The 19,198-nt window shown below is 68.7% G+C and carries 20 protein-coding genes; 12 read left to right on the forward strand and 8 right to left on the reverse strand.

From position 1 onward, the window contains the following. Nucleotides 1–4 precede the first annotated feature (4 nt). Genes bufB through AC1RRV_RS15815 form a run of 3 tightly spaced genes read left to right on the forward strand, consistent with a single transcriptional unit; the run spans nucleotide 5 to nucleotide 2,056 of the window. Complete coding sequence (bufB, locus tag AC1RRV_RS15805; protein WP_492860613.1) at nucleotides 5–853, forward strand: MNIO family bufferin maturase; 849 nt, start codon at nucleotides 5–7, stop codon at nucleotides 851–853. Then, nucleotides 843–1,607, forward strand: a complete 765-nt coding sequence (locus tag AC1RRV_RS15810; protein WP_492860614.1) for an HvfC/BufC family peptide modification chaperone — start codon at nucleotides 843–845, stop codon at nucleotides 1,605–1,607. The genes bufB and AC1RRV_RS15810 overlap by 11 nt, the downstream gene beginning before the upstream one ends. Continuing rightward, nucleotides 1,604–2,056 (forward strand): DoxX family protein, encoded by a 453-nt coding sequence (locus AC1RRV_RS15815; protein WP_492860615.1) that lies wholly within the window; start codon nucleotides 1,604–1,606, stop codon nucleotides 2,054–2,056. Before AC1RRV_RS15810 ends, AC1RRV_RS15815 begins: the two co-directional genes overlap by 4 nt. A 2-nt stretch (nucleotides 2,057–2,058) precedes the next feature. Here the strand turns inward: AC1RRV_RS15815 and AC1RRV_RS15820 are convergent, their stop codons facing one another. Next, nucleotides 2,059–2,634 carry a tryptophan-rich sensory protein gene (locus tag AC1RRV_RS15820; protein ID WP_492860616.1) on the reverse strand — a complete coding sequence of 192 codons (576 nt, stop codon included), beginning with the start codon at nucleotides 2,632–2,634 and terminating at the stop codon, nucleotides 2,059–2,061. A gap of 391 nt (nucleotides 2,635–3,025) precedes the next feature. On the opposite strand from AC1RRV_RS15820, the gene AC1RRV_RS15825 reads away from it, so the two are divergent. The 3 genes from AC1RRV_RS15825 (at nucleotide 3,026) to AC1RRV_RS15835 (ending at nucleotide 6,962) form a co-directional block, all read left to right on the forward strand. Further along, complete coding sequence (locus AC1RRV_RS15825; protein WP_492860847.1) at nucleotides 3,026–4,438, forward strand: methyl-accepting chemotaxis protein; 1,413 nt, start codon at nucleotides 3,026–3,028, stop codon at nucleotides 4,436–4,438. A gap of 41 nt (nucleotides 4,439–4,479) precedes the next feature. After that, on the forward strand, nucleotides 4,480–4,983 hold the full coding sequence (locus AC1RRV_RS15830) for a GNAT family N-acetyltransferase (RefSeq protein ID WP_492860617.1): 504 nt from the start codon (nucleotides 4,480–4,482) through the stop codon (nucleotides 4,981–4,983). A gap of 170 nt (nucleotides 4,984–5,153) precedes the next feature. Beyond that, the gene (locus AC1RRV_RS15835) at nucleotides 5,154–6,962 is read left to right on the forward strand and encodes a methyl-accepting chemotaxis protein (RefSeq protein WP_492860618.1); all 1,809 of its coding nucleotides are present in this window, start codon (nucleotides 5,154–5,156) and stop codon (nucleotides 6,960–6,962) included. A 423-nt stretch (nucleotides 6,963–7,385) separates the two neighbouring features. Here the strand turns inward: AC1RRV_RS15835 and bfr are convergent, their stop codons facing one another. Beyond that, nucleotides 7,386–7,865: a bacterioferritin gene (gene bfr, locus AC1RRV_RS15840; protein WP_492860619.1), complete on the reverse strand. Its 480-nt coding sequence runs from the start codon at nucleotides 7,863–7,865 to the stop codon at nucleotides 7,386–7,388. A 173-nt stretch (nucleotides 7,866–8,038) separates the two neighbouring features. Continuing rightward, nucleotides 8,039–8,224 carry a (2Fe-2S)-binding protein gene (locus AC1RRV_RS15845; protein WP_492860620.1) on the reverse strand — a complete coding sequence of 62 codons (186 nt, stop codon included), beginning with the start codon at nucleotides 8,222–8,224 and terminating at the stop codon, nucleotides 8,039–8,041. Between the two features lie 131 nt (nucleotides 8,225–8,355). On the opposite strand from AC1RRV_RS15845, the gene thiE reads away from it, so the two are divergent. Next, nucleotides 8,356–9,009 (forward strand): thiamine phosphate synthase, encoded by a 654-nt coding sequence (thiE, locus tag AC1RRV_RS15850; RefSeq protein WP_492860621.1) that lies wholly within the window; start codon nucleotides 8,356–8,358, stop codon nucleotides 9,007–9,009. A 71-nt stretch (nucleotides 9,010–9,080) separates the two neighbouring features. Next, complete coding sequence (locus tag AC1RRV_RS15855) at nucleotides 9,081–9,503, forward strand: hypothetical protein (protein ID WP_492860622.1); 423 nt, start codon at nucleotides 9,081–9,083, stop codon at nucleotides 9,501–9,503. Here AC1RRV_RS15855 and AC1RRV_RS15860 read toward each other — a convergent pair. The 3 genes from AC1RRV_RS15860 to AC1RRV_RS15870 are packed head-to-tail and all read right to left on the reverse strand — an operon-like array spanning nucleotide 9,500 to nucleotide 11,296. Continuing rightward, the gene (locus tag AC1RRV_RS15860; RefSeq protein ID WP_492860848.1) at nucleotides 9,500–10,354 is read right to left on the reverse strand and encodes a sigma-70 family RNA polymerase sigma factor; all 855 of its coding nucleotides are present in this window, start codon (nucleotides 10,352–10,354) and stop codon (nucleotides 9,500–9,502) included. The two genes, AC1RRV_RS15855 and AC1RRV_RS15860, sit on opposite strands and share 4 nt — an antisense overlap. Nucleotides 10,355–10,365: 11 nt before the next feature. After that, on the reverse strand, nucleotides 10,366–10,905 hold the full coding sequence (locus tag AC1RRV_RS15865; protein ID WP_492860623.1) for a hypothetical protein: 540 nt from the start codon (nucleotides 10,903–10,905) through the stop codon (nucleotides 10,366–10,368). Nucleotide 10,906: 1 nt separating this feature from the next. Then, nucleotides 10,907–11,296: a hypothetical protein gene (locus AC1RRV_RS15870; protein WP_492860624.1), complete on the reverse strand. Its 390-nt coding sequence runs from the start codon at nucleotides 11,294–11,296 to the stop codon at nucleotides 10,907–10,909. 231 nt (nucleotides 11,297–11,527) lie between these two features. Between AC1RRV_RS15870 and AC1RRV_RS15875 the strand changes: the two genes are divergently transcribed. The 4 genes from AC1RRV_RS15875 (at nucleotide 11,528) to AC1RRV_RS15890 (ending at nucleotide 16,641) form a co-directional block, all read left to right on the forward strand. Then, nucleotides 11,528–12,328, forward strand: a complete 801-nt coding sequence (locus AC1RRV_RS15875; RefSeq protein WP_492860625.1) for an inositol monophosphatase family protein — start codon at nucleotides 11,528–11,530, stop codon at nucleotides 12,326–12,328. A 115-nt stretch (nucleotides 12,329–12,443) separates the two neighbouring features. After that, nucleotides 12,444–13,514 carry a glycerophosphodiester phosphodiesterase gene (locus AC1RRV_RS15880; RefSeq protein WP_492860626.1) on the forward strand — a complete coding sequence of 357 codons (1,071 nt, stop codon included), beginning with the start codon at nucleotides 12,444–12,446 and terminating at the stop codon, nucleotides 13,512–13,514. A 75-nt stretch (nucleotides 13,515–13,589) separates the two neighbouring features. Beyond that, nucleotides 13,590–15,245 (forward strand): hypothetical protein, encoded by a 1,656-nt coding sequence (locus AC1RRV_RS15885; RefSeq protein WP_492860627.1) that lies wholly within the window; start codon nucleotides 13,590–13,592, stop codon nucleotides 15,243–15,245. Between the two features lie 100 nt (nucleotides 15,246–15,345). Then, complete coding sequence (locus tag AC1RRV_RS15890; protein ID WP_492860628.1) at nucleotides 15,346–16,641, forward strand: hypothetical protein; 1,296 nt, start codon at nucleotides 15,346–15,348, stop codon at nucleotides 16,639–16,641. On the opposite strand, the gene AC1RRV_RS15895 is transcribed toward AC1RRV_RS15890, so the two are convergent. Continuing rightward, nucleotides 16,631–17,197 (reverse strand): hypothetical protein, encoded by a 567-nt coding sequence (locus tag AC1RRV_RS15895; protein WP_492860629.1) that lies wholly within the window; start codon nucleotides 17,195–17,197, stop codon nucleotides 16,631–16,633. The genes AC1RRV_RS15890 and AC1RRV_RS15895 overlap by 11 nt on opposite strands. Nucleotides 17,198–17,244: 47 nt before the next feature. Next, entirely contained in the window at nucleotides 17,245–19,113 is a 1,869-nt protein-coding gene (locus AC1RRV_RS15900; RefSeq protein WP_492860630.1) for an ABC transporter transmembrane domain-containing protein, read from the reverse strand. Nucleotides 19,114–19,198 lie beyond the last annotated feature (85 nt).

Here is a 19,198-nt window from a genome sequence, read left to right on the forward strand (position 1 = left end):
CAATATGCCTCCCACCGCCGGCCTCGGCCTCAAGTCCCAGCACTATGACGACGCCCTGACTTGCGACGTCGACGGGCTGTGGTTCGAGGTCCATCCCGAGAACTACATGTCGGCCGGCGGACCGCGCCTGGCCGCGCTGGAGGCTGTTCGCGAACGCCATCCGGTGTCGCTGCACGGCGTCGGCCTGTCCCTGGCCGCCGACGCCGATCCGGACCGCGAGCACCTGGCGACCCTCAAGCGGCTGGTCGACCGGTTCGAGCCCTTCGTGGTCTCAGAACACCTGGCCTGGTCCACCCATCGCGGCGCGCACCAGCCCGACCTCCTGCCCTTCCCCCGCACCCAGACCGCCCTGGCCCGCATCGTCGCCAACATCGGCCGTATGCAGGACGCGCTGGGCCGTCCGGTGCTGATCGAGAACCCGTCGCTATACCTGCCCCTGACCGGCCATGACCTGGACGAGGTCGAGTTTCTCACGGCTCTGGTCGCCAGGACCGGCTGCGGCCTGCTGGTCGACGTCAACAACGTCTTCGTCAGCGCCAGCAACCTGGGTTACTCGGCCGAGACCTATCTGGACGCCCTGCCGGCCGAGGCGATCGGCGAGATCCACCTGGCCGGCCACGGTCTCGACGCCGGCGGCCCAAATGGGGAGGGATCGGCCTTGCTGATCGACACCCACGGCGCGCCCGTGGCCGAGCCGGTCTGGGCCCTCTATCGCCGCCTGATCCGGCGCATCGGCCCGCGCCCCACGCTCATTGAGCGGGATGATGACATTCCCGCCTTCGCGATCCTGATGACCGAGCGCGAGCGCGCCGCCGCCGAACTCGCTGGACTGGAGGTCGCCCATGCCGACTGAGCTGCTGGATTTCCAGGACGCCTTCGTCGCCGCGCTCGCCGGCCAGCGTTCCGCCCTGTCGCCGTGGCTGGCGCCGGGCGCCGGCGACGCGGGCCTTTCGGTCTATCGCAACACCATCGCCAAGGGCTGCGTCGACGCCCTGGCCGCCAACTTTCCGACCGTGCGCGGCATGGTCGGTGAAGACTGGTTCGCCGCCGCGGCCGCCCTGTTCGCCCGTGAGGCCCCGCCGACCAGCGCCGCGTTGCTCGACTATGGCGAGGATTTCCCGGCCTGGCTGGATCGGTTCCCGCCGGCGCTGGACCTGCCGTACCTGGCGGGCGTGGCCCATCTCGATCGCCTTTGGACCGAGGCCCTGTTCGCGACCGAGGCGCCGCACCTGTCGGCCGAGGCTCTGTCGCGCTTGGAGCCCGAAGCCCTGGCGCGGGCCCGATTGACCCTGCATCCCAGCCTCCGCTTCGCCGCGTTCGAGGCCGGCCTGCCGGGCCTGTGGCTGGCGGCGCGCGACGGCCGCGAAGATCTTGAGCTCTCCGAAACGCCGCAAGCCCTGCTGCTGGTTCGCCGCGACGGCGCGGTGCGTGGGCGCCTGGCCAGCGGAGCGGAGACCGCATTCCTGCGCGCCTGCCGCGCGGGCCAGACCTGCGCCCAGGCCGCCGAGCGCGCGGCCACGGCCGATCCCGATGTATCGCTTGCCCCTCTGTTCGCCGCCCTGATCGCCGACGGCGCATTCGGCGGCTTCCAGCTGGAAACCCGATGACCGCCAACACCCTGTCCCTAAGGACGCCCTTCGACCTGCTGGCCACGACCGCCCGCAAGGTCCTGACCGAGGACGCCCTGACCCTGGTCGCCCGCCTGGGCGTCGCCGCGATCTTCTTTCAATCGGGTCGCGCCAAGGTCGACGGGATCCTGCACATCACCGACGGGACCTATTCGCTGTTCGAGAGCGAATACCACCTGCCCCTGCTGCCGCCGGTCGTGGCGGCGCACGCGGCGACCTATGCGGAGCACCTGTTCTCGATCCTGCTGATGCTGGGCCTGTTCACGCGGCTGTCCGCGCTCGCCTTCCTGGGCATGACGGCGGTGATCGAGATCTTCGTCTATCCCGACGCCTGGCCGACCCACCTGTCGTGGGCGGGCCTGCTGCTGTTCCTGCTGGCGCGCGGCGGCGGCGGGTTCAGCCTGGATCGTGTGCTGAAGATCCCCTGAGGCTAATGAATCGTCGGCGCGCTCGGAACGGGCCTGCGCCACAGCTGCGCGGTCAGGGCGTTGGCGATCCCCAGCCAGCCGAGGTCCGGAGCCGACCCTCCGCCGACCTTGCGGGCTTCGAGCGCATAGGCCGCCGAGGCCGCCAGCGAGGCCGTGGCCGCGCCCAGCTGGCCGCCGACCCGTTGGGCGCCGAGGCCCAGCCACAGGGCGTTGAAGCCCTGCACCAGGCTCCAGATCGTCAAGGCGCGGGTGCGAGCCGGGCTGGATGGCGCGTTCCAGGTGCGCAGCCCCGACAGGGTCATGGCGATGAACAGGGGCGGCAGCAGCAGGCTGGTCAACGGCTTGGGCTGATGCGCCACCGGTTCGTGCATCTCGGCGAACTCGACGGCGTACATTTCGTCGTCCAGCACGCGCTCGTGACGGCGGCCCATGATCAAGGCCGCGACGATCGCGCCGCCGGCCAGGGCCGCCCCGAAGGCGAGCTGGGTCGCGGGATGATGACCCGCGCGACGGTCGAGCTCGAACGCCTCGCGACCGGCCAGGGCGCGCTCGCGCGACTTTCCGTTAGCGATATGCATGGCGGGACTCCCTCGTGAACTCGAAAGGTCAAACAGCCCAGCTGGGCCTTGGTTCCAGCACCGGCCCGGCCTCTTGGGCATGATGGCCTGATCCGCGTCAGGCGCCAGCGGAAATCGCATCGGTTCCGTTTCGGGACCCGCACCGCGCGGTGGGAAAAATTCCACCAGATCGCTGTGTCAGAGTGACGCGCGACACGCCTCGGCCAAAAGCGCGAAGGAATTCAAGTTGCTGTTTTTCTAGCGAAAAAGTCCGCGTTTCGCGGACACTGTAGCTTACTCGACGTTAACCCTCTTTTTGGGTTTTGCCCCGCAACCTTTCAACGAAGCAGAGATGATCGATACCGCCAGGGTGGTGATGTCGATCTGGGTCTCCGCGGGGGAAACGACGCATATGGCCTTCTTCCGGGCTCGTCAGGACGACAGCAAGAGCAACACCGCCATCGCGGACATGGAAGGCGTCATCGCCGCCATCCACCGCAGCCAGGCGGTCATCGAGTTCAATCTCGACGGTACGATCATCACCGCCAACGAGAACTTCCTGAAGACGCTCGGCTACAGTCTTTCCGAGATCCAGGGTCGTCATCACAGCCTGTTCGTCGAGAGCGACTACGGCGCCAGCGGCGACTATCGCCAATTCTGGGCCCGGCTGAACGCGGGTGAGTTCTTCGCCGACAAGTTCAAGCGCGTGGGCAAGGGCGGCAAGGAGATCTGGATCCAGGCCTCCTACAACCCGATCTTCGACAAGGCCGGCAAACCCGTGAAGGTCATCAAGTTCGCCGCCGACATCACCCAGGTCGAGCAGGAGCGCGCCGCCGCCGAGGCCGCTCGCAAGAAGGCCGACCAGGACAACAACGTCGTCTCCGTGCTGGCCGACGGCCTGGGCCGCCTGGCGCGCGGCGACTTGACCGCCCGCATCGACGTGGCCATGGACCCGCGCTACCAGCCGCTGAAGGACGACTTCAACCTCGCCGTCGACAGCCTGCGCGACACCGTCCAGCAGATCGTCCAGCGCGCCCACGGCATGCAGGCCGGCACCGACGAGATCGCCTCGGCCGCCGACGACCTGTCGCGGCGCACCGAGCAGCAGGCCGCCAGCCTGGAAGAGACCGCCGCCGCCCTCGACGAGATCACCGCCACCGTGGTGCGCAGCGCCGAGGGCGCCCGCCGCGCTTCCCAGGCGGCCTCGGGCGCCCGTCTCGACGCCGACCGTTCGGGCGACGTCGTCCAGCAAGCCATCACCGCCATGGGCGAGATCGAGAAGTCCTCGTCCCAGATCGGCAACATCATCGGCGTCATCGACGAGATCGCCTTCCAGACCAACCTCCTGGCCCTGAACGCCGGGGTCGAGGCCGCCCGCGCGGGTGAGGCCGGCCGTGGCTTCGCCGTCGTCGCCCAGGAAGTCCGGGCCCTGGCCCAGCGCTCCGCCGACGCGGCCAAGGAGATCAAGACCCTGATCGCCAACTCGACCTCCCAGGTCGACCGCGGCGTCAAGCTGGTCGGCGAGACCGGCGAGTCGCTGCACGGCATCGTCAGCAAGGTCGTCGAGATCGACAGCCTGATCTCCGAGATCGCCCGCTCCTCGCAGGAGCAGGCCACCGGCCTCAACCAGGTCAACGCCGCCGTCAATCAGATGGACCAGGTGACCCAGCAGAACGCGGCGATGGTCGAGGAGACCACAGCCGCCGCCTCGAACCTGAAGACCGAGGCCCACGACCTTTCCGACTTGATGGGCCGGTTCGAAACGGGAGCCCAGCAAGCGCCCGCCGCACGCACCTTCTCGCGCCCCGGCGCCCGGGCCGCCTAGCGCCCCTTGGCCAAGGACCGGGTTCGGGCCAGCATGGCGGCGTGACCGTCGCCATTCGCCCCGCCCGCCTCTCCGAGATCGAGGCTGTTCGAGAGATCGAGCGGGCCTCGGCTCAGCGCTTTCTGGGTCTGATGGACGCTCTGGCGGCCGACGAACCCTCACCCGCCACGGTGCTGGCGGCCCGGCTGGAGGCCGGCGGTCTGCTGGTCGCGCGAGCCGATGGCGCGCTGGCGGCCTTCGTGATGTTCCGGCCCGTCGAGGACAGCCTCTATATCGAGCAGATCGACGTGCTCCCGGCCTTCGAGCGGCGGCGGATCGGCGCGACCCTGATCGACGCCGTGGCGGATCAGGCCCGGTCGGCCAACTTCGCCCGCCTGACGCTCTCGACCTTCCGCGACATCCCCTGGAACGCCCCCTACTATCGACGGCTGGGCTTTGCCGACATCGCCGATGAGGCCCTGACTCCAGGCTTGCTGGCGATCCGCGCCGAGCATCTGGCGCGAGGGCTGGACGAAAGCGCGCGGGTATTCATGGCGCGGCCCTAGTCATCCGTGGTGCGACATGTTGGCGCACCCAAGCGCGGCCCCAATCTGGGTTTTCCCTTGTCGTGGTAGCGGTTAGCAGTCGCGACGCGGGTTTATGCTCACGCTTCGCCTTAAAGTTTTCTTCAGGACGGAGGAGGAGGCTTCCTCTCAAGGAACGGGGGGAACGTCCTATGCGCTTGCGACTCGCGGGTGCGATGAATCTGTTCGGCGGCGCGCTCGCGGTCGGCCTCATCGTGCTGATCGCCGCCTCGTGGAACGCCATCGCCACCGTCCGCATCGGCGGACCGCTCTACACCCAGATCGTGGCCGGCAAGGACATGACGGCCGACATCCTGCCGCCGCCGCTCTACGTGATCGAAGCCTATCTCGACGCCCAGACGGCCTATCGCCTGCGCACGCCGGCCGAGACTGAAAACGCCGACAAGGAACTGCGCCGCCTGCGCGCCGAATACGAGGCCCGGACCACCTACTGGCGCGGCATGGACTTCGATCCGCGGGTAAAGGGCGTCCTGCTCGGCGAGTCCGACGTCCAGGCGCACAAGGCCTGGGCCGCCTCGGAGCGGTTGATCCAGGCGCTGCGGGCCAATGACGGGCCGGCCGCCGACGTCGCCTTCGCGGACATGACCGCCGGCTACCGCGCCCACCGCAAGGCGATCGACGAGATCGTGCCGATGATCGCGGCCGAGAACACCGCCGTCGAGGCCGACGCGCGTCGGAGCCAGATCATCCTGGTCAGCGTGATGGCCGGCCTGTGCGCCCTGCTGGGCGCGATCATCGCCGGTGGCGTCTGGACGATGCGCCGGTCGATCGTCAGCCCGATCCAGTCGATCACCGGCTACATGCGCGACTTGGCGGCCGGGGACGACGAGAAGCCCGTGCCCTTCGCCGGTCGGCCCGACGAACTGGGCGACATGGCCAAGGCCATCGAAGTGTTCCGCCAGAACCTGCTCGAGCGCCGCGCGATGCGCGAGGAGCAGGAGGCCGCTCGCCTCCGCGACGAGGCCGAGCGCACCGCATCCGACACCGAGCGACGCCAGGGCGAGCAGGCGCGGCGCGAGGCCATGGAATCGTTGGGCCAGGGGCTGGATCGCCTGGCGTCCGGCGACACCGCCTTCCGCCTCGCCGACGCGTTCGCGTCCGAATACGAGGCGCTAAGGGCCGACTTCAACGCCACCGCCGAAAAGCTGAGCCGCACCCTGCACGACATCCGGAGCGCCTCGAACGGCGTCGGGGCCGGCGCGACCGAGATCGCCCACGCCACCGACGACCTGTCCAAGCGCACCGAGCAGCAGGCCGCCAGCCTGGAAGAGGCCGCCGCCGCCCTGGACGAGATCACCGCCACCGTTCGCCAGGCCGCCGATGGCGCTCAACGCGCCAATCACATGGTCGGCGAAGCGCGCCGCGAAGCCCAGTCCACCGAGCGCGCGGTCGAGGACGCCGTGCGCGCCGTGGGCGAGATCGAGACCGCCTCGGCCCAGATCGGCAAGATCATCGGAGTGATCGACGAGATCGCCTTCCAGACCAACCTGCTGGCCCTCAACGCCGGCGTCGAAGCGGCGCGGGCCGGTGAAGCCGGTCGCGGCTTCGCGGTCGTCGCCCAGGAAGTCCGGGCCCTGGCCCAGCGCTCCGCCGAGGCGGCCAAGGAGATCAAGGGTCTGGTCGGTGCGGCCTCGGCCAAGGTCAGCGAGGGCGTCGGCCTGGTCGGCCAGACGGGGGTCGCCCTGGGCAGCATCATCGCCAGGGTCGGCGAGATCTCGAGCCTGGTCGGCGAGATCGCCACGGCGGCCCAGGAGCAGGCCACCGGCCTTGGCCAGATCAACACCGCCGTAAATCAGATGGATCAGATGACCCAGCAGAACGCGGCCATGGTCGAGGAAACCACCGCCGCGGCCCATGCCCTGGAGACCGAGGCGTCCCGGCTGTCGAGCCTGGTGGGCCAGTTCGACCTGGGCGGTGAAGCGGCTAAGCGAGCGGCTTAGGGCGGATCGACATTCAGCCTAACGAGCAGCCCAAACGCCTAATCCACAGCCTTCCTGGGCCTTGTGCCCAGGACCCATGCTTGCGGCCAATTCGGAGCGTTCCGGACCGGCGCGACTGAAGGACCGTAAGCTCGGCCCAAAAGCAGCTGAACCTGAACGATGGGTCCTGGGCACAAGGCCCAGGAAGGCGGGAGCTTTATTTCTGGCGCGAATGTCGATCCGCCCTAGGGCCGGAACGGCCGTCAGTCGGCGACCATCATCCCCTTCCGTCACTCCCGCCCTTGTGGCGGGAACCCCTGGTTCAGCTGGCGCGTGAGACGTCAGCGGACTGCTCGGCAGTCCGCCCCTCCCGCACCTGCGGCGGACAGAGGGGTTCCCGCCACAAGGGCGGGAATGACGGGATTTTATATGAGAGCGAGCCGCCTAGGCCGGCAGTTCGCCCATGGCCGATTGCAGGTAGTTCTGCTCGCCCAGCGACTTCACCAGACCGATCTGCATCTCGAGGAAGTCGATGTGCGATTCGGTGTCGCTCAGGATCACGCGCAGCAGTTCGCGGCTGACATAGTCGCGGGCCTGCTCGCACTGGATGATGCCGGGGATCAGGGTCTCGCGGCCGCCCAGCTCGACCTGGAGGTCGCTGTTCAGGCACTCGGGAACCGTCTCGCCGATCTTCAGCTTGTGCAGGTCCTGGAGGTTCGGAAGCCCTTCCAGGAACAGGATGCGGTTGATCAGCATGTCGGCGTGTTTCATCTCGCCGATCGATTCGTCGTAGGTGATCTTGCCGAGACGCTTGAAACCCCAGTTGTCGTACATCCGCGCGTGCAGGAAGTACTGGTTGACCGCCGTCAGCTCGTTGGTGAGCACCGCGTTGAGCAGTCGGATGATGCTGGGATCGCCCTGCATGGCGGCCTCCTCGGACTCGGGGGATTCGAATTTCCGGGCGACCCTGGGCCAAGCCTGGGCAGGCTTCAACCTGAATGTGTGCGAGTGTTTCGCGCTCTCACGGAAAAACGTGAGAGTGCTTCTCGATCTCTGAAATCGCTGAGTTTCTGGCCGTTACTCGGCGGCGAAGATCTCTATTCAGCCGCGTAGGAAAGGGCTTCGCGGCTTTCCTGGATCATCTGGCGCATCTCGCAGACGCACTTGGCGCACTGCGCCTGGCAACCCTTGTGACGGAAGATCTCGACCGGACGGGTGGCCCCAGCGTCGATGGCGGCGCGCACTTCGCGCTCGCGGATGCCGTTACAGTTGCAAACGTACAAGGAACGAACGCCCTACCCGATTGAGTGTCATTCTCATCTAGCCGTTCGCGACGCCTTTTGCAACTGACTCTCACTCTGGTTCGCAGCGGCATGGAGTCGCGCCTCTTTTCAAATTGTCCTAAAGCGAGCCCATGACGCTCCCCTGCCGCCTCTACCTGATCACGCCGCCCGCCCTGGACGACCTCGCCGGCTTCGGCCGCCAGTTGGCCAAGGCCCTGGACGGTGGCGACGTGGCCGCCCTGCAGATCCGCCTGAAGGATGTTCCGGACGACGTGGTGAAGGCGGCCGTCGACGCCTTGGCGCCGATCGCCCTGGCCCGCGACGTGGCCCTGATCCTGAACGACCGCCCCGACCTGGCCGCCCGCCTGCCCGTCGACGGCGTCCATGTCGGCCAGTCAGACATGGCGCTCAAGGACGCGCGCAAGCTGATGGGCGAGCGGATGGTCGGGGTGACCTGCCACGACAGCCGCCACCTGGCCATGGAGGCCGCCGAGGCCGGCGCCGACTATGTCGCCTTCGGGGCCTTCTTCCCGACCGCGACCAAGGACGCCCCGACCACCGCCGAGCCCGACATCCTGACCATCTGGCAGGAGACCATGGAGGTCCCGTGCGTGGCGATCGGCGGGATCACCGCCGCCAACGCCGCCGGCCTGGCCAAGGCGGGGGCGGACTTCCTGGCCGTCTCGGCGGGCGTCTGGGCCTATCCAGAAGGGCCGGACGCGGCCGTGGCCGCCCTCAACGCGGCGATCGCCGAAGGCCTGGCCGCACGAAATATGGCCGAATAACGGCGTTCGCTTGTGACGCGCCGCACACAGGCATAGCCTCCCCCCAGCAAAGAAACGGGGGAGACGCTGAAATGAAGCGGCTCGTAGTGTGTTTGCTTAGCTTACCGGCCCTGGCGCTCTCCGCCCTGGCCGTTCCGACCGGCGCGAACGCCGAGACCTGGAAACTGGCTCCGGGCGAGACCAAGACCTACTACGATGTGGACTTCACCCGCGTGGATCAGTCCACCGGGCTGATCGTGACCCGCATCGCCGAGGGCAGGGCCAACGGCGCCTACAAGAACTGGCCGGCCAGCAAGGGCCCCATCCTGGTCTTCGCGCTCGATTGCGCCGCCGACAAGTGGATGGATCTCGGCATGGACTTCGACGGGACCAAGGGCCTGCCCAAGGGCTGGCGCAAGGAAGCCAAGATCGAGGACATCTCCGGCGCCGTCGGCAAGGCCGGAAAGCTGGCCTGCGAGAGCAAGGACAGCTTGCCGAAGGTTGAGCTGCCCTAGGCGTCCAGCCCCGCCAGCTTCTCCGGGTTGCGCATCGTGTAGACGGCCGCGACGCGGCCGGCCTCGATCTCCAGGCTCATGGTCTGGAAGACCTTGCCGTCGGCCGCCAGCACCAGGCCCGGCTGACCGTTGACGCGCGCCAGCCGGACCGTGGTCCCGGCCGGCGGCGGCCATTTGCGGCGCACGCCAAGGATCAGGGCGATGGCCTTTTCCAGACCCTTCACCGGGTTGAGATTGGCGCTGACCTTGCCGCCGCCGTCGGCGTGCAGGACGATGTCCTCGGCCAGCAGGTCGCGCAGCGCGACCTCGTCGCCGTTGAACACCGCGCCGAAGAAGGCCGCCGTCAGCCGTCGCTCTTCGTCGACGCTGGGCTTGTAGCGCGGCCGGTCGTTTCGCACGTGCTCGCGGGCCCGCGAGGCCAGCTGGCGGCAGGCGGTTTCGGTGCGGCCCAGGGCGGCGGCGACCTCGGCGAAGGGCGTGTCGAACACGTCGTGCAACAGGAACGCCGCCCGCTCCAGCGGGGTCAGCCGCTCCAGCGCCAGCAGGAAGGCCACCGACAGGTCGGCGTCACCGCCGGCCTCGAAATCAGGCTCGACCACCGGCTCGGGCAGCCACTCGCCGACATAGATCTCGCGCCGGGCGCGCGCGGACTTCAGGCGATCCATCGCCAAGCGCGCGACGATGCGATTCAAGTAGGCGCCGGGCTCTTCGACCTGATCGGTGTCGACCTTGCGCCAGCGCAGCCAGGCGTCCTGGACCACGTCCTCGGCCTCGGCGCGCGAGCCCAGCATGCGATAGGCCAGGCCCGTCATGGCCGGGCGGCGTTCCTCGAAGATCGTGTCCGAGCCCATGGGTTTTGGCGTCATGACCGCACCGCCACCGCTTCTCCGGCCACCTGCACGCGCGAGCAGGCCTTGCCGTGACCCATCGCGTATTTGAGCGTGGGATAGACCCGCGACGAGGCGATGGCGAGGGCCAGCGCCGCGAGACCCTTGGGACCCCAGCGCGCCAGCACCTCGTCGCGCAGCGGGTCGGCGGCCTCCAGGTCGCGGTCCAGCGAGGCCTTGGCGAAGCGCCAGGCGAGACTGGCTTCGGGTCCCATCAGGGCGTGGTCGCCCGTCAGAATCCCGCGCAGGACGTCGGCGGGCACATGGTTCTCCTCGGCGATCTTCACCCCGATCTGGACGCAGGGCCCGCAGTCCTCGGTCATGGTCGCCACCAGGCCGGCCGCCGCCAGGGCCGCGGGCGGCGCGCCCTGGCGAAAGCCCGACAGGGTCTGGACGCCCTGGAAGGCCCTCAACGCCTTGGGACTGGCGTCGAGCAGGTCACGCACATAGGCGGCGTCGTAGTCGTAGCGCTTCTCCAGCCGGCCGATCATCGCGGCCATGATCGCCTTCATCATCTCAGGTCTCCTTCGACTTGAACGCCACGACCGCCAGCCAGATCGTCAGCAGGGTGGGCAAGAAGACGCCCGGGAAGTCGCGGGCCAGCAATGGCCATGGCGGCCCGCCGCCGCAGAAGGGGGTGATCAGGTGAATGACCGCGTGCAGCCCCTGGAAGCCGGCGGCGACGACCACGGCTCCCGCGTGACGCCTCAGATCGAAGGCCCCAAGGCCGGTCCCGATCGCGCAGGCCAGATAGGTCGCGCCGATATCGCGCACGAAGTGATCGTTGAACGGCCCGGTCTGGATGACCCCGGGAGTGGTCAGGTACCAGGGATAGGGCGCGGTCATCATCACCAGGCCATTGCCCAGGAACAGAACCGTCAGCCCGATCGCGATCCAGCGTATCATCGTCGCCCTCCTTCATGTCGTCAAAGGCAGGACGAGACAGGCGCCCCAGACGTGACGTGGTTTTCCGAAAATCGTCCGGCGCGCGCCGTTAAGCCTGTCGAATCAACGGCGCCTTGCCTTCCGGCCTGTGGACGACTAGGTTCCGCGCCCGATCTTTCACACCGTCGACCTACCGCTCCGCCGCCGGACTTTCCGGCCGGCGTCGACGGCATTCCTTGAGGATAACCACCCGTGGCCACGCCTTCCGCCCTTCTGAACGTCATGATCGACGCGGCCCGGAAGGCCGCCCGTGGCCTGGCTCGCGACTTCGGTGAAGTCACCGAGTTGCAGGTCTCCAAGAAGGGCGCCGCCGACTTCGTCACCAATGCCGACCTCAAGGCCGAACAGACCCTGTTCGAGCTGCTGACCAAGGCTCGCCCGGGCTACAGCTTCCTGGGCGAAGAGCGCGGCATGATCGAGGGCACCGACAAGACCCACACCTGGATCGTCGACCCGCTGGACGGCACCACCAACTTCATGCACGCCATCCCGCACTTCGCGGTCAACATCGCCCTGCAGCGCGAGGGCGAGGGCGTTGTCGCCGGCGTCACCTTCAACCCGATCAGCAACGACCTGTTCTGGGTCGAAAAGGGCAAGGGCGCGTTCCTGGGCGCCGAGAAGCGCCTGCGCGTCGCCGCCCGCCGCAACCTCGATGAATCGATCCTCGCCACCGGCGTGCCGTTCGCCGGCAAGCCGGGCCACGGCCAGTTCCTGAAGGAGCTGCACCAGGTCAGCCAGAAGGTCGCCGGCGTCCGCCGCTTCGGCTCCGCCGCCCTGGACCTGGCCTGGGTCGCCGCCGGTCGCTTCGACGCCTATTGGGAGCGCAACCTGAACCCGTGGGACGTCGCGGCCGGCGTGCTGATGATCCAGGAGTCGGGCGGCAAGGTCTCCACGATCGACGAGAGCGACCTGGACGTCACCCAGGGCAAGTCGATCCTGGCCTCGAACCAGGACCTCTATCCGCTGATCCTGGAAAAGCTGCGGGCGGCCTAAGCCGGCTATCAAAATCACCGTCATCCTGCGGCATTGCGCGGGATGACAGAATTTGACGGATGCGAGGCGACGGGTTCTAGCCAAACCGTCACATCCCGGCGCTAAATCGCCGGCCATGACCTTGCTGACCCGTCGCGCCATGACCACCGCCGCTCTCGCCGGCACGTTCCTGCCCGGGCTCGCCGCGGCCCAGGCGAAGAAGCCCATCGTCATCGGCCATCGCGGCTGCAGCGGTGAGCGGCCCGAGCACACGGCCCTTGCCTATGAGCGGGCCATCGAGCAGGGCGCCGACTTCATCGAGCCCGACCTCGTCCCGACCAAGGACGGCCACCTGGTAGCCCGCCACGAGAACGAGATCGGCGGCACGACCGATGTCGCCAGCCGGCCCGAGTTCGCGGCCCGCAAGGCGACCAAGACCATCGACGGCGCTCAGGTCACCGGCTGGTTCACCGAGGACTTCACCCTGGCCGAGCTGAAGACCCTGAAGGCCCGCGAGCGGCTGCCGCAGCTGCGTCCGGCCAGCGCCGCCTTCGACGGCCAGGCGGGCATCCTGACCTTCGAGGACGTCTGGGCGATCGCCAAGGCCGGCTCCAAGCGCACCGGCCGGACAATCGGCGTCTATCCCGAGCTGAAACACCCGACCTATTTCGCTTCCATCGGCCTGCCCACCGAGGACCGCCTGGTGGCCCTGTTGAAGGCCAACGACCTGAACTCCGCCACCGCCCCGGTCTTCGTGCAGTGCTTCGAGGTCGGCCCGCTGAAGCGGCTGAGGGCCAAGACCGCCGCGCGCCTCGTCCTGCTGGTCGATCGCGACGGCGGCCCCGCCGACCTGCCGAACATCCGCTATGCCGACCTGACCACCACCCAGGGCCTGAAGGACGTCGCCATCTACGCCGACGGCCTGGGCCCGCACTGGAACCTGGTGGTCCCGAGCGACGGCCAGGCCCTGCTGCCGGCCACCGACCTGGTCAAGAACGCCCACGCCGCGGGCCTGGCCGTCCATCCCTGGACCGTGCGGGCCGAGAACTATTTCCTGCCCGCCAGCCTACGCAAAGGTGACGCCCAGAGCCCGGCCTTCCTCGCCATGCACGGCGACGCCACCGCCGTACTGAAGGCGCTCTACGCCGCCGGCGTCGACGGGGTGTTCAGCGACTTCCCCGGCCTGGCGGTCGCCGCGCGGAGCTGAAGCTTGACGCACGGGACGAACGCGCGGCTACCCTGAGGCGAGCGACGGGACGGTCGCCGTTCGGGGGTGGATGATATGCGTCGTCTTGGTCTGGCCGCGCTGATGGCCCTGGTTCCGGCCTTCACCCAGGCCGATCCGCCCCCTCCGCCGAACTTCGCCACCGGCCTGTGCACCGAGGGCGCGCGGCCCGACGGCAAGATCGAGAAGGCGGTTCTCCTGCGCCCCGGTTTCGGCGCCCAGCGGATGACGATCCGCACCGGCTCGGCCAAGGCCCAGGCCTTCTTCGACAACGGTTTGCAGCTGGGCCAGGGCTTCGCCCACCAGGAGGCCGTGGCCGCCTTCGAGGAGGCCGCGCGCCAGGATCCGACCTGCGCCATGTGCCTGTGGGGCCAGGCCTGGGCCGGCGGCCCGACCTTGAACTTCCCCGTCGACGACAAGACCAGCGCCAAGTGGGCCGAGCTGATGATCCGCGCCAAGGTGCTGGCCGCCGACGGGCCGCGAAAGGAGCGCGACCTGATCGCGGCCATGACCGTGCGCTACGCCAAGGACGGCGGCGACGTCGCCTACGGCAAGGCCATGGACGCCCTGACCAAGACCTATCCCGACGACCTCCAGCTCGCCGTCCTGGCCGCCGACGCCCTGATGATCCCGGTGACCCACGGCAAGGATCGCGGCGGCATAACCCGCGCCAACGTCCTGCTGGAAGACGTGCTGAAGCGCGAGCCGGGCCATGCCGGCGCGATCCACTTCTACATCCACGGGACCGAGATCGACGGCAAGACGGCCAAGGCCGAGACCTATGCCGACACCCTGGGCGGCATCGCTCCGGACGCCAGCCACCTGGCGCACATGCCCTCGCACACCTTCTACTGGGTGGGCCGCTATCGCGACGCCTATAGCGCCAACGCCAATGCCGCGCGGATCGACGCCCTGATCGCCAAGGAGCGGACCCTCACGGGCGACTGGCCCGCCTTCAAGGTTCCGTATCACACCCACAACGTCATGTTCGGCGCGGGCGGAGCGATGATGTCCGGCGACGGGGCCGGCGCCCTCGACATCACCCGCCCGATCCTGCCGATGGCGATGAGCGCCCCGGTCAAGGACCAGCACATCCAGCGCATGGCGATCGCCGCCTACGCCGCCCAGGGCCGCCACGGCGAGATCGACCAGGTCCTGGCCCTGCCCGAGCCCGCGGCCGACAAGCCCTTCCTGCGGGCCATGCGCCACTATGCGCGCGGCGAGGCCTTGGCCCGGCGCGGCGACGCGGCCAGCGTGCGAGGCGAGGCCGAGGCCATGACCCTGTCGCGTGACGACGAAAAGCTGCTGGGCGACGCGGCCAAGCGGGCCAAGGTGGTCACGCGGATGGCGGCCCTGATCCTGGAGGGCCGCGCGGCCATGCTGGACGGCAAGCCGCGCCAGGCGATCAAGGCCTATCGCAACGCGGCCGCGTTGGACGAGAAGACCTTCGGCGACCACGGCGACCCGCCCGGCTGGTGGTACCCTGTGCGCCGCAGCCTGGCCGCCGCCCAGCTGGCCGACGGCGACGCGGCCGGGGCCGCCTCCTCGGCCCGCGCCACCCTGAACCGCCGCCCGCTGGATCCGGTGGCCCTGCACCTGCTGTCCCAGGCCGAACGCGCCACCGGGCAAACGGAGGCGGCCGACACCCATCTGGCCCAGGCGCGCAAGGGCTGGGCCGGGGACCTGGCGAAATTGGACCTCGCCAACAGCTGACGAGCAGGAAATCGTTCCTCGATATTGCCGAACCGGGGTCGGGCGGTGCAGCGTGCCGCCGCTGTAAGTTCGTCACCTGATTTCGCTTTGGGGGAAGCCCATGAAGACCCGCACCGCCGCCTCGCTGGCGGCCCTCGCCGCCACCTTGCTGCTGGCCGCCCCCGCCGTCGCCGCGCCGAGCGCGCTGGACAAGATCGCCGTCGACTTCGTGCACCTGACCCTGGAGGCCGGCGAGCGCGAGCCCGGCTATGTCGACGCCTATTACGGCCCCAAGGAATGGGAAGCCGCCGCCAAGGCCAATCCGCGCCCGGTCTCGGTGCTGCGCAAGGAGGCCGACCGCCTGCAGGCTGACCTGGCCAAGGTCGCCGACAAGGGTCTCTCGCCCGAGGAGCGCCGCCGCAAGGCGTTTCTGAAGGGCCAGCTGCGCGCCGCCCAGACGCGCCTGGCCATGATCGCCGGTGACAAGTTCAGCTTCCAGGACGAGGCCGAGGGCCTGTTCAGCGTCCGCCCGACGCTGAAGCCGCTGAAAAGCTACGACCCGATCCTGGCGCGCATCGAGAAGCTGCTGCCGGGCAAGGGCGATCTGGCCGCTCGCGTCGACGCCTTCCAGACGAAATACGTGATCCCGACCGACAAGGTCGACGCGGTGATGAAGGCCGGCATCGCCGCCTGCAAGGCCAAGACCGAGGAGCACATGAAGCTGCCGGCCGGCGAGCGCTTCGACCTGGAGTTCGTCACCAAGAAGCCGTGGAGCGGCTACAACTGGTACAAGGGCAATGCGCACAGCCTGATCCAGATTAACACCGACCTGCCGATCTACATCAGCCGCGCCTTGGACCTGGGCTGCCACGAGGGCTATCCCGGCCACCACGTGCTCAATGCGATGCTCGAACAGAAGCTGACCAAGGAAAAGGGCTGGGTCGAGTTCAGCGTCTACCCGCTCTATTCGCCGCAATCGTTCATCGCCGAGGGCTCGGCCAATTTCGGCATCGAGTTGGCGTTCCCCGGCAGCGCCAAGACCGAGTTCGAGCGCGACAAGCTCTATCCGCTGGCTGGGCTCGATCCAGCGACGGCGAAGGCCTATGGCGAGTTGCAGGCGGCCAAGGCGGCCCTGGCCAGCAGCGGCAACACCGTCGCGGCCGAATATCTGGGCGGCCGGATGACCAAGGAGCAGGCCGTCCAGGCGCTGATGAAATACAGCCTCTATTCGCGTGGCGGAGCCGAGAAGCGGGTGGCCTTCATCGAGGCCTACCGCTCCTACGTGATCAACTACAATATCGGCCAGGACATGGTCCGCGACCACGTCTACCGCGCTGGCAAGTCCCAGGACGCCCGCTGGAAGGCGATGGAGCGCGTGGTCAGCGAACCGACCACGCCGGCTGATCTCAGAAAGTAGAGACCTCGGGAACGGCGCCGATCTTCTTCAGTCGGTTGCCGCCCCGCACGCCGGCCCAGAAGAGGGCGAGGATGATCACCGCGCCGCTCCAGCTCAACGCCTGCTGCCATATCGGCGGCGAGAAGGCCGGCAGTTGGGCGGCCTGGAATTGCGTCCGCGATATTAGTCCGAAGAGGCCTACCACCACGCCGTAGGTGCTGAACAGAAACATGATCAGCGGGATCACCATGGTGCGGCGTCGCCACTGGACGAGGCCGAACACCAGATAGAGAGCGATCACCACGCCGGTGATGATCATCGGCACATAGGTGACCGTCCACTCCATGATCGCGGCCGCCTGGCGAGCGACCTCCGGGTTCTGCCCGCCCGAGGCGTTGGCGGACTCGCGCGCCAGCGCCAGCATCTCGTCCCGATAGTAGTAGAGACGCGCGGCCCCGATCAGGCTGCTGACAACGGCCAGGAAAGCCCCCACCGCGCCGGCCCGCGCTGCCATGCTGGCGTCGTCTGGCGTGACGATCGGCGTGAACGGATTGAGCAGGCGCAGCTTGTCGAGCATCGAGTCCCCCTTCGAGGCCCCGACACTCGGCGAGACTCAACCCAAGGTCAATGCGCCGGAACCGAGGCCGCCTCGACCCCGAACTGCAGGCTGGCCAGGCGCGCATAGAGGCCGCCGCGAGCGAAGAGCTCGGCGTGCGTTCCCTGCTCGACCACCCGCCCCTCTTCCATCACCACGATCCGGTCGGCCTTCAGCACGGTGGCCAGGCGGTGGGCGATGACCAGGGTGGTTCGGCCTTCCATGGCGGCGGTCAGGGCCTGCTGGACCAGCCGCTCGTTCTCGGCGTCGAGGGCGCTGGTGGCCTCGTCCAGCAGCAGAATCGGCGCCTCGCGGACCAGGGCCCGAGCGATGGCCAGGCGCTGGCGCTGGCCGCCCGACAGGGTCTTGGCGCGCTCGCCCACCGGCGTGTCGAACCCTTGCGGCAGGGCGGTCAGGAAGCCGGTGGCCTGGGCGGCCTCGGCGGCGGCCCTCAGCTCGGCGTCGGTGGCGTCCTCGCGGCCAAAGCGGATGTTGTCCAGGGCCGAGCCCGAGAACAGCGGGGAGTCCTGGGCCACCAGGGCCATGCGCGCCCGCACCTCTTCCGGCGCGGCGTCGCGCAGATCGACGCCGTCCAGGCGGATAGCGCCGCTCGAGGGGTCATAGAAGCGCAGCAGGAGCCGCAGGACGGTGCTCTTGCCCGCGCCCGAAGGGCCGACCAGGGCGACGGTCTCGCCGGGCCGCACGGAGAGGTCGAAGCCGTTCAGCGCCGGCAGGTCCGGGCGGCCGGGATAGGCGAAGACCACATTCTCGAAGGCGATCGCGCCCGTGGCCGGAACAGGCAGGGTCGTGGGTTTCGTCGGGGCGGCGATATCGGGTCTGGCGTTCAGCAGCTCGGCGATGCGGTCCATCGCGCCGGAGGCCTTCTGGACATCGCCCCAGACCTCGCCAAGGGCGCCGATCGCGCCGGCCGCCATCACCGCCAGCATGGCGAACTGGGCCAGGGTGCCGCCGGTCATCTCACCCGACAGGACGAGGCGCGCCCCGGTCCAGAGCAGCAGGGTGATGCCGCCGAAGGCCAGGGTGATGACCACGGCCGTCATGCTGGCGCGCGCGGTGATCCGGCGGACCGAGGCCTTGTAGGCCATCTCCACCGCCGCGCCGAACCGGCCGGCCGAGGCGGCCTCGCGGCCGAAGGCCTGCACCGTCTCCAAGGCGTCCAGGCTCTCGCCCGCATAGCCGACGGCGTCGGCGAACCTGTCCTGGGCGGTGACCGACAGCTTCCGGACCTTGCGGCCCAGAAAGAACATCGGCGCCAGGATCACCGGCACCATCAGGACGATGAAGCCGGCCAGCTTGGGCGAAACCACCGCCATGTAGCCGAGGCCGCCGACCAGGGTGAGAATGTTGCGCAGGGCGATCGAGGCCGAGGCGCCGACCAGTTGCTCGATCAGGGTGACGTCGGTCGTGAGGCGCGACAGCACCTCGCCCGTGCGGGTCTTCAGGAAGTACTGCTGGTCCAGGGAGAGGGTGTGGCCATAGAGCGCGCGGCGAAGGTCGGCCACGACTCGCTCGCCCAGTCGCGTGATGAAAAAGAATCGACAGGCGGTCGCCACGGCCAGCACCAGGGCCACCACGCCCAGGCCCATGAAGGCGCTGTTGATCTCGCTCGCCGCGCCCTTGGCGAATCCGTGGTCGATCACCCCCTTGAAGGCGGCGGTCAGGCCCAGGGTCGCGCCCGTGGAGAACAGCAGAAAGAAGCCCGCGGCCAGGCCGTCGCCCTTGTGGGCTTTGACGAAAGGCAGCAAATGGACCAGCGGACGGATGTCCTTGCGACGTTCGCGACGGGCCCCGGCTTCGCTCATGCTCTGGACCAATTCCGCCCCCGCGCCGGGGCGGCCATCGGCCTTTTGGTCGCCGCCGTTCACGTCGGTCATCAACAGTCCCTTGCCAAATTCGCGCGGGTTCTTTATAGCCGCGCGTCTTCGAGGGCCACCCCGCAAGTGTGCGGGCGGCGCTCATCCA

The organism is Caulobacter sp. GW821-FHT11E10 (assembly GCF_058808375.1).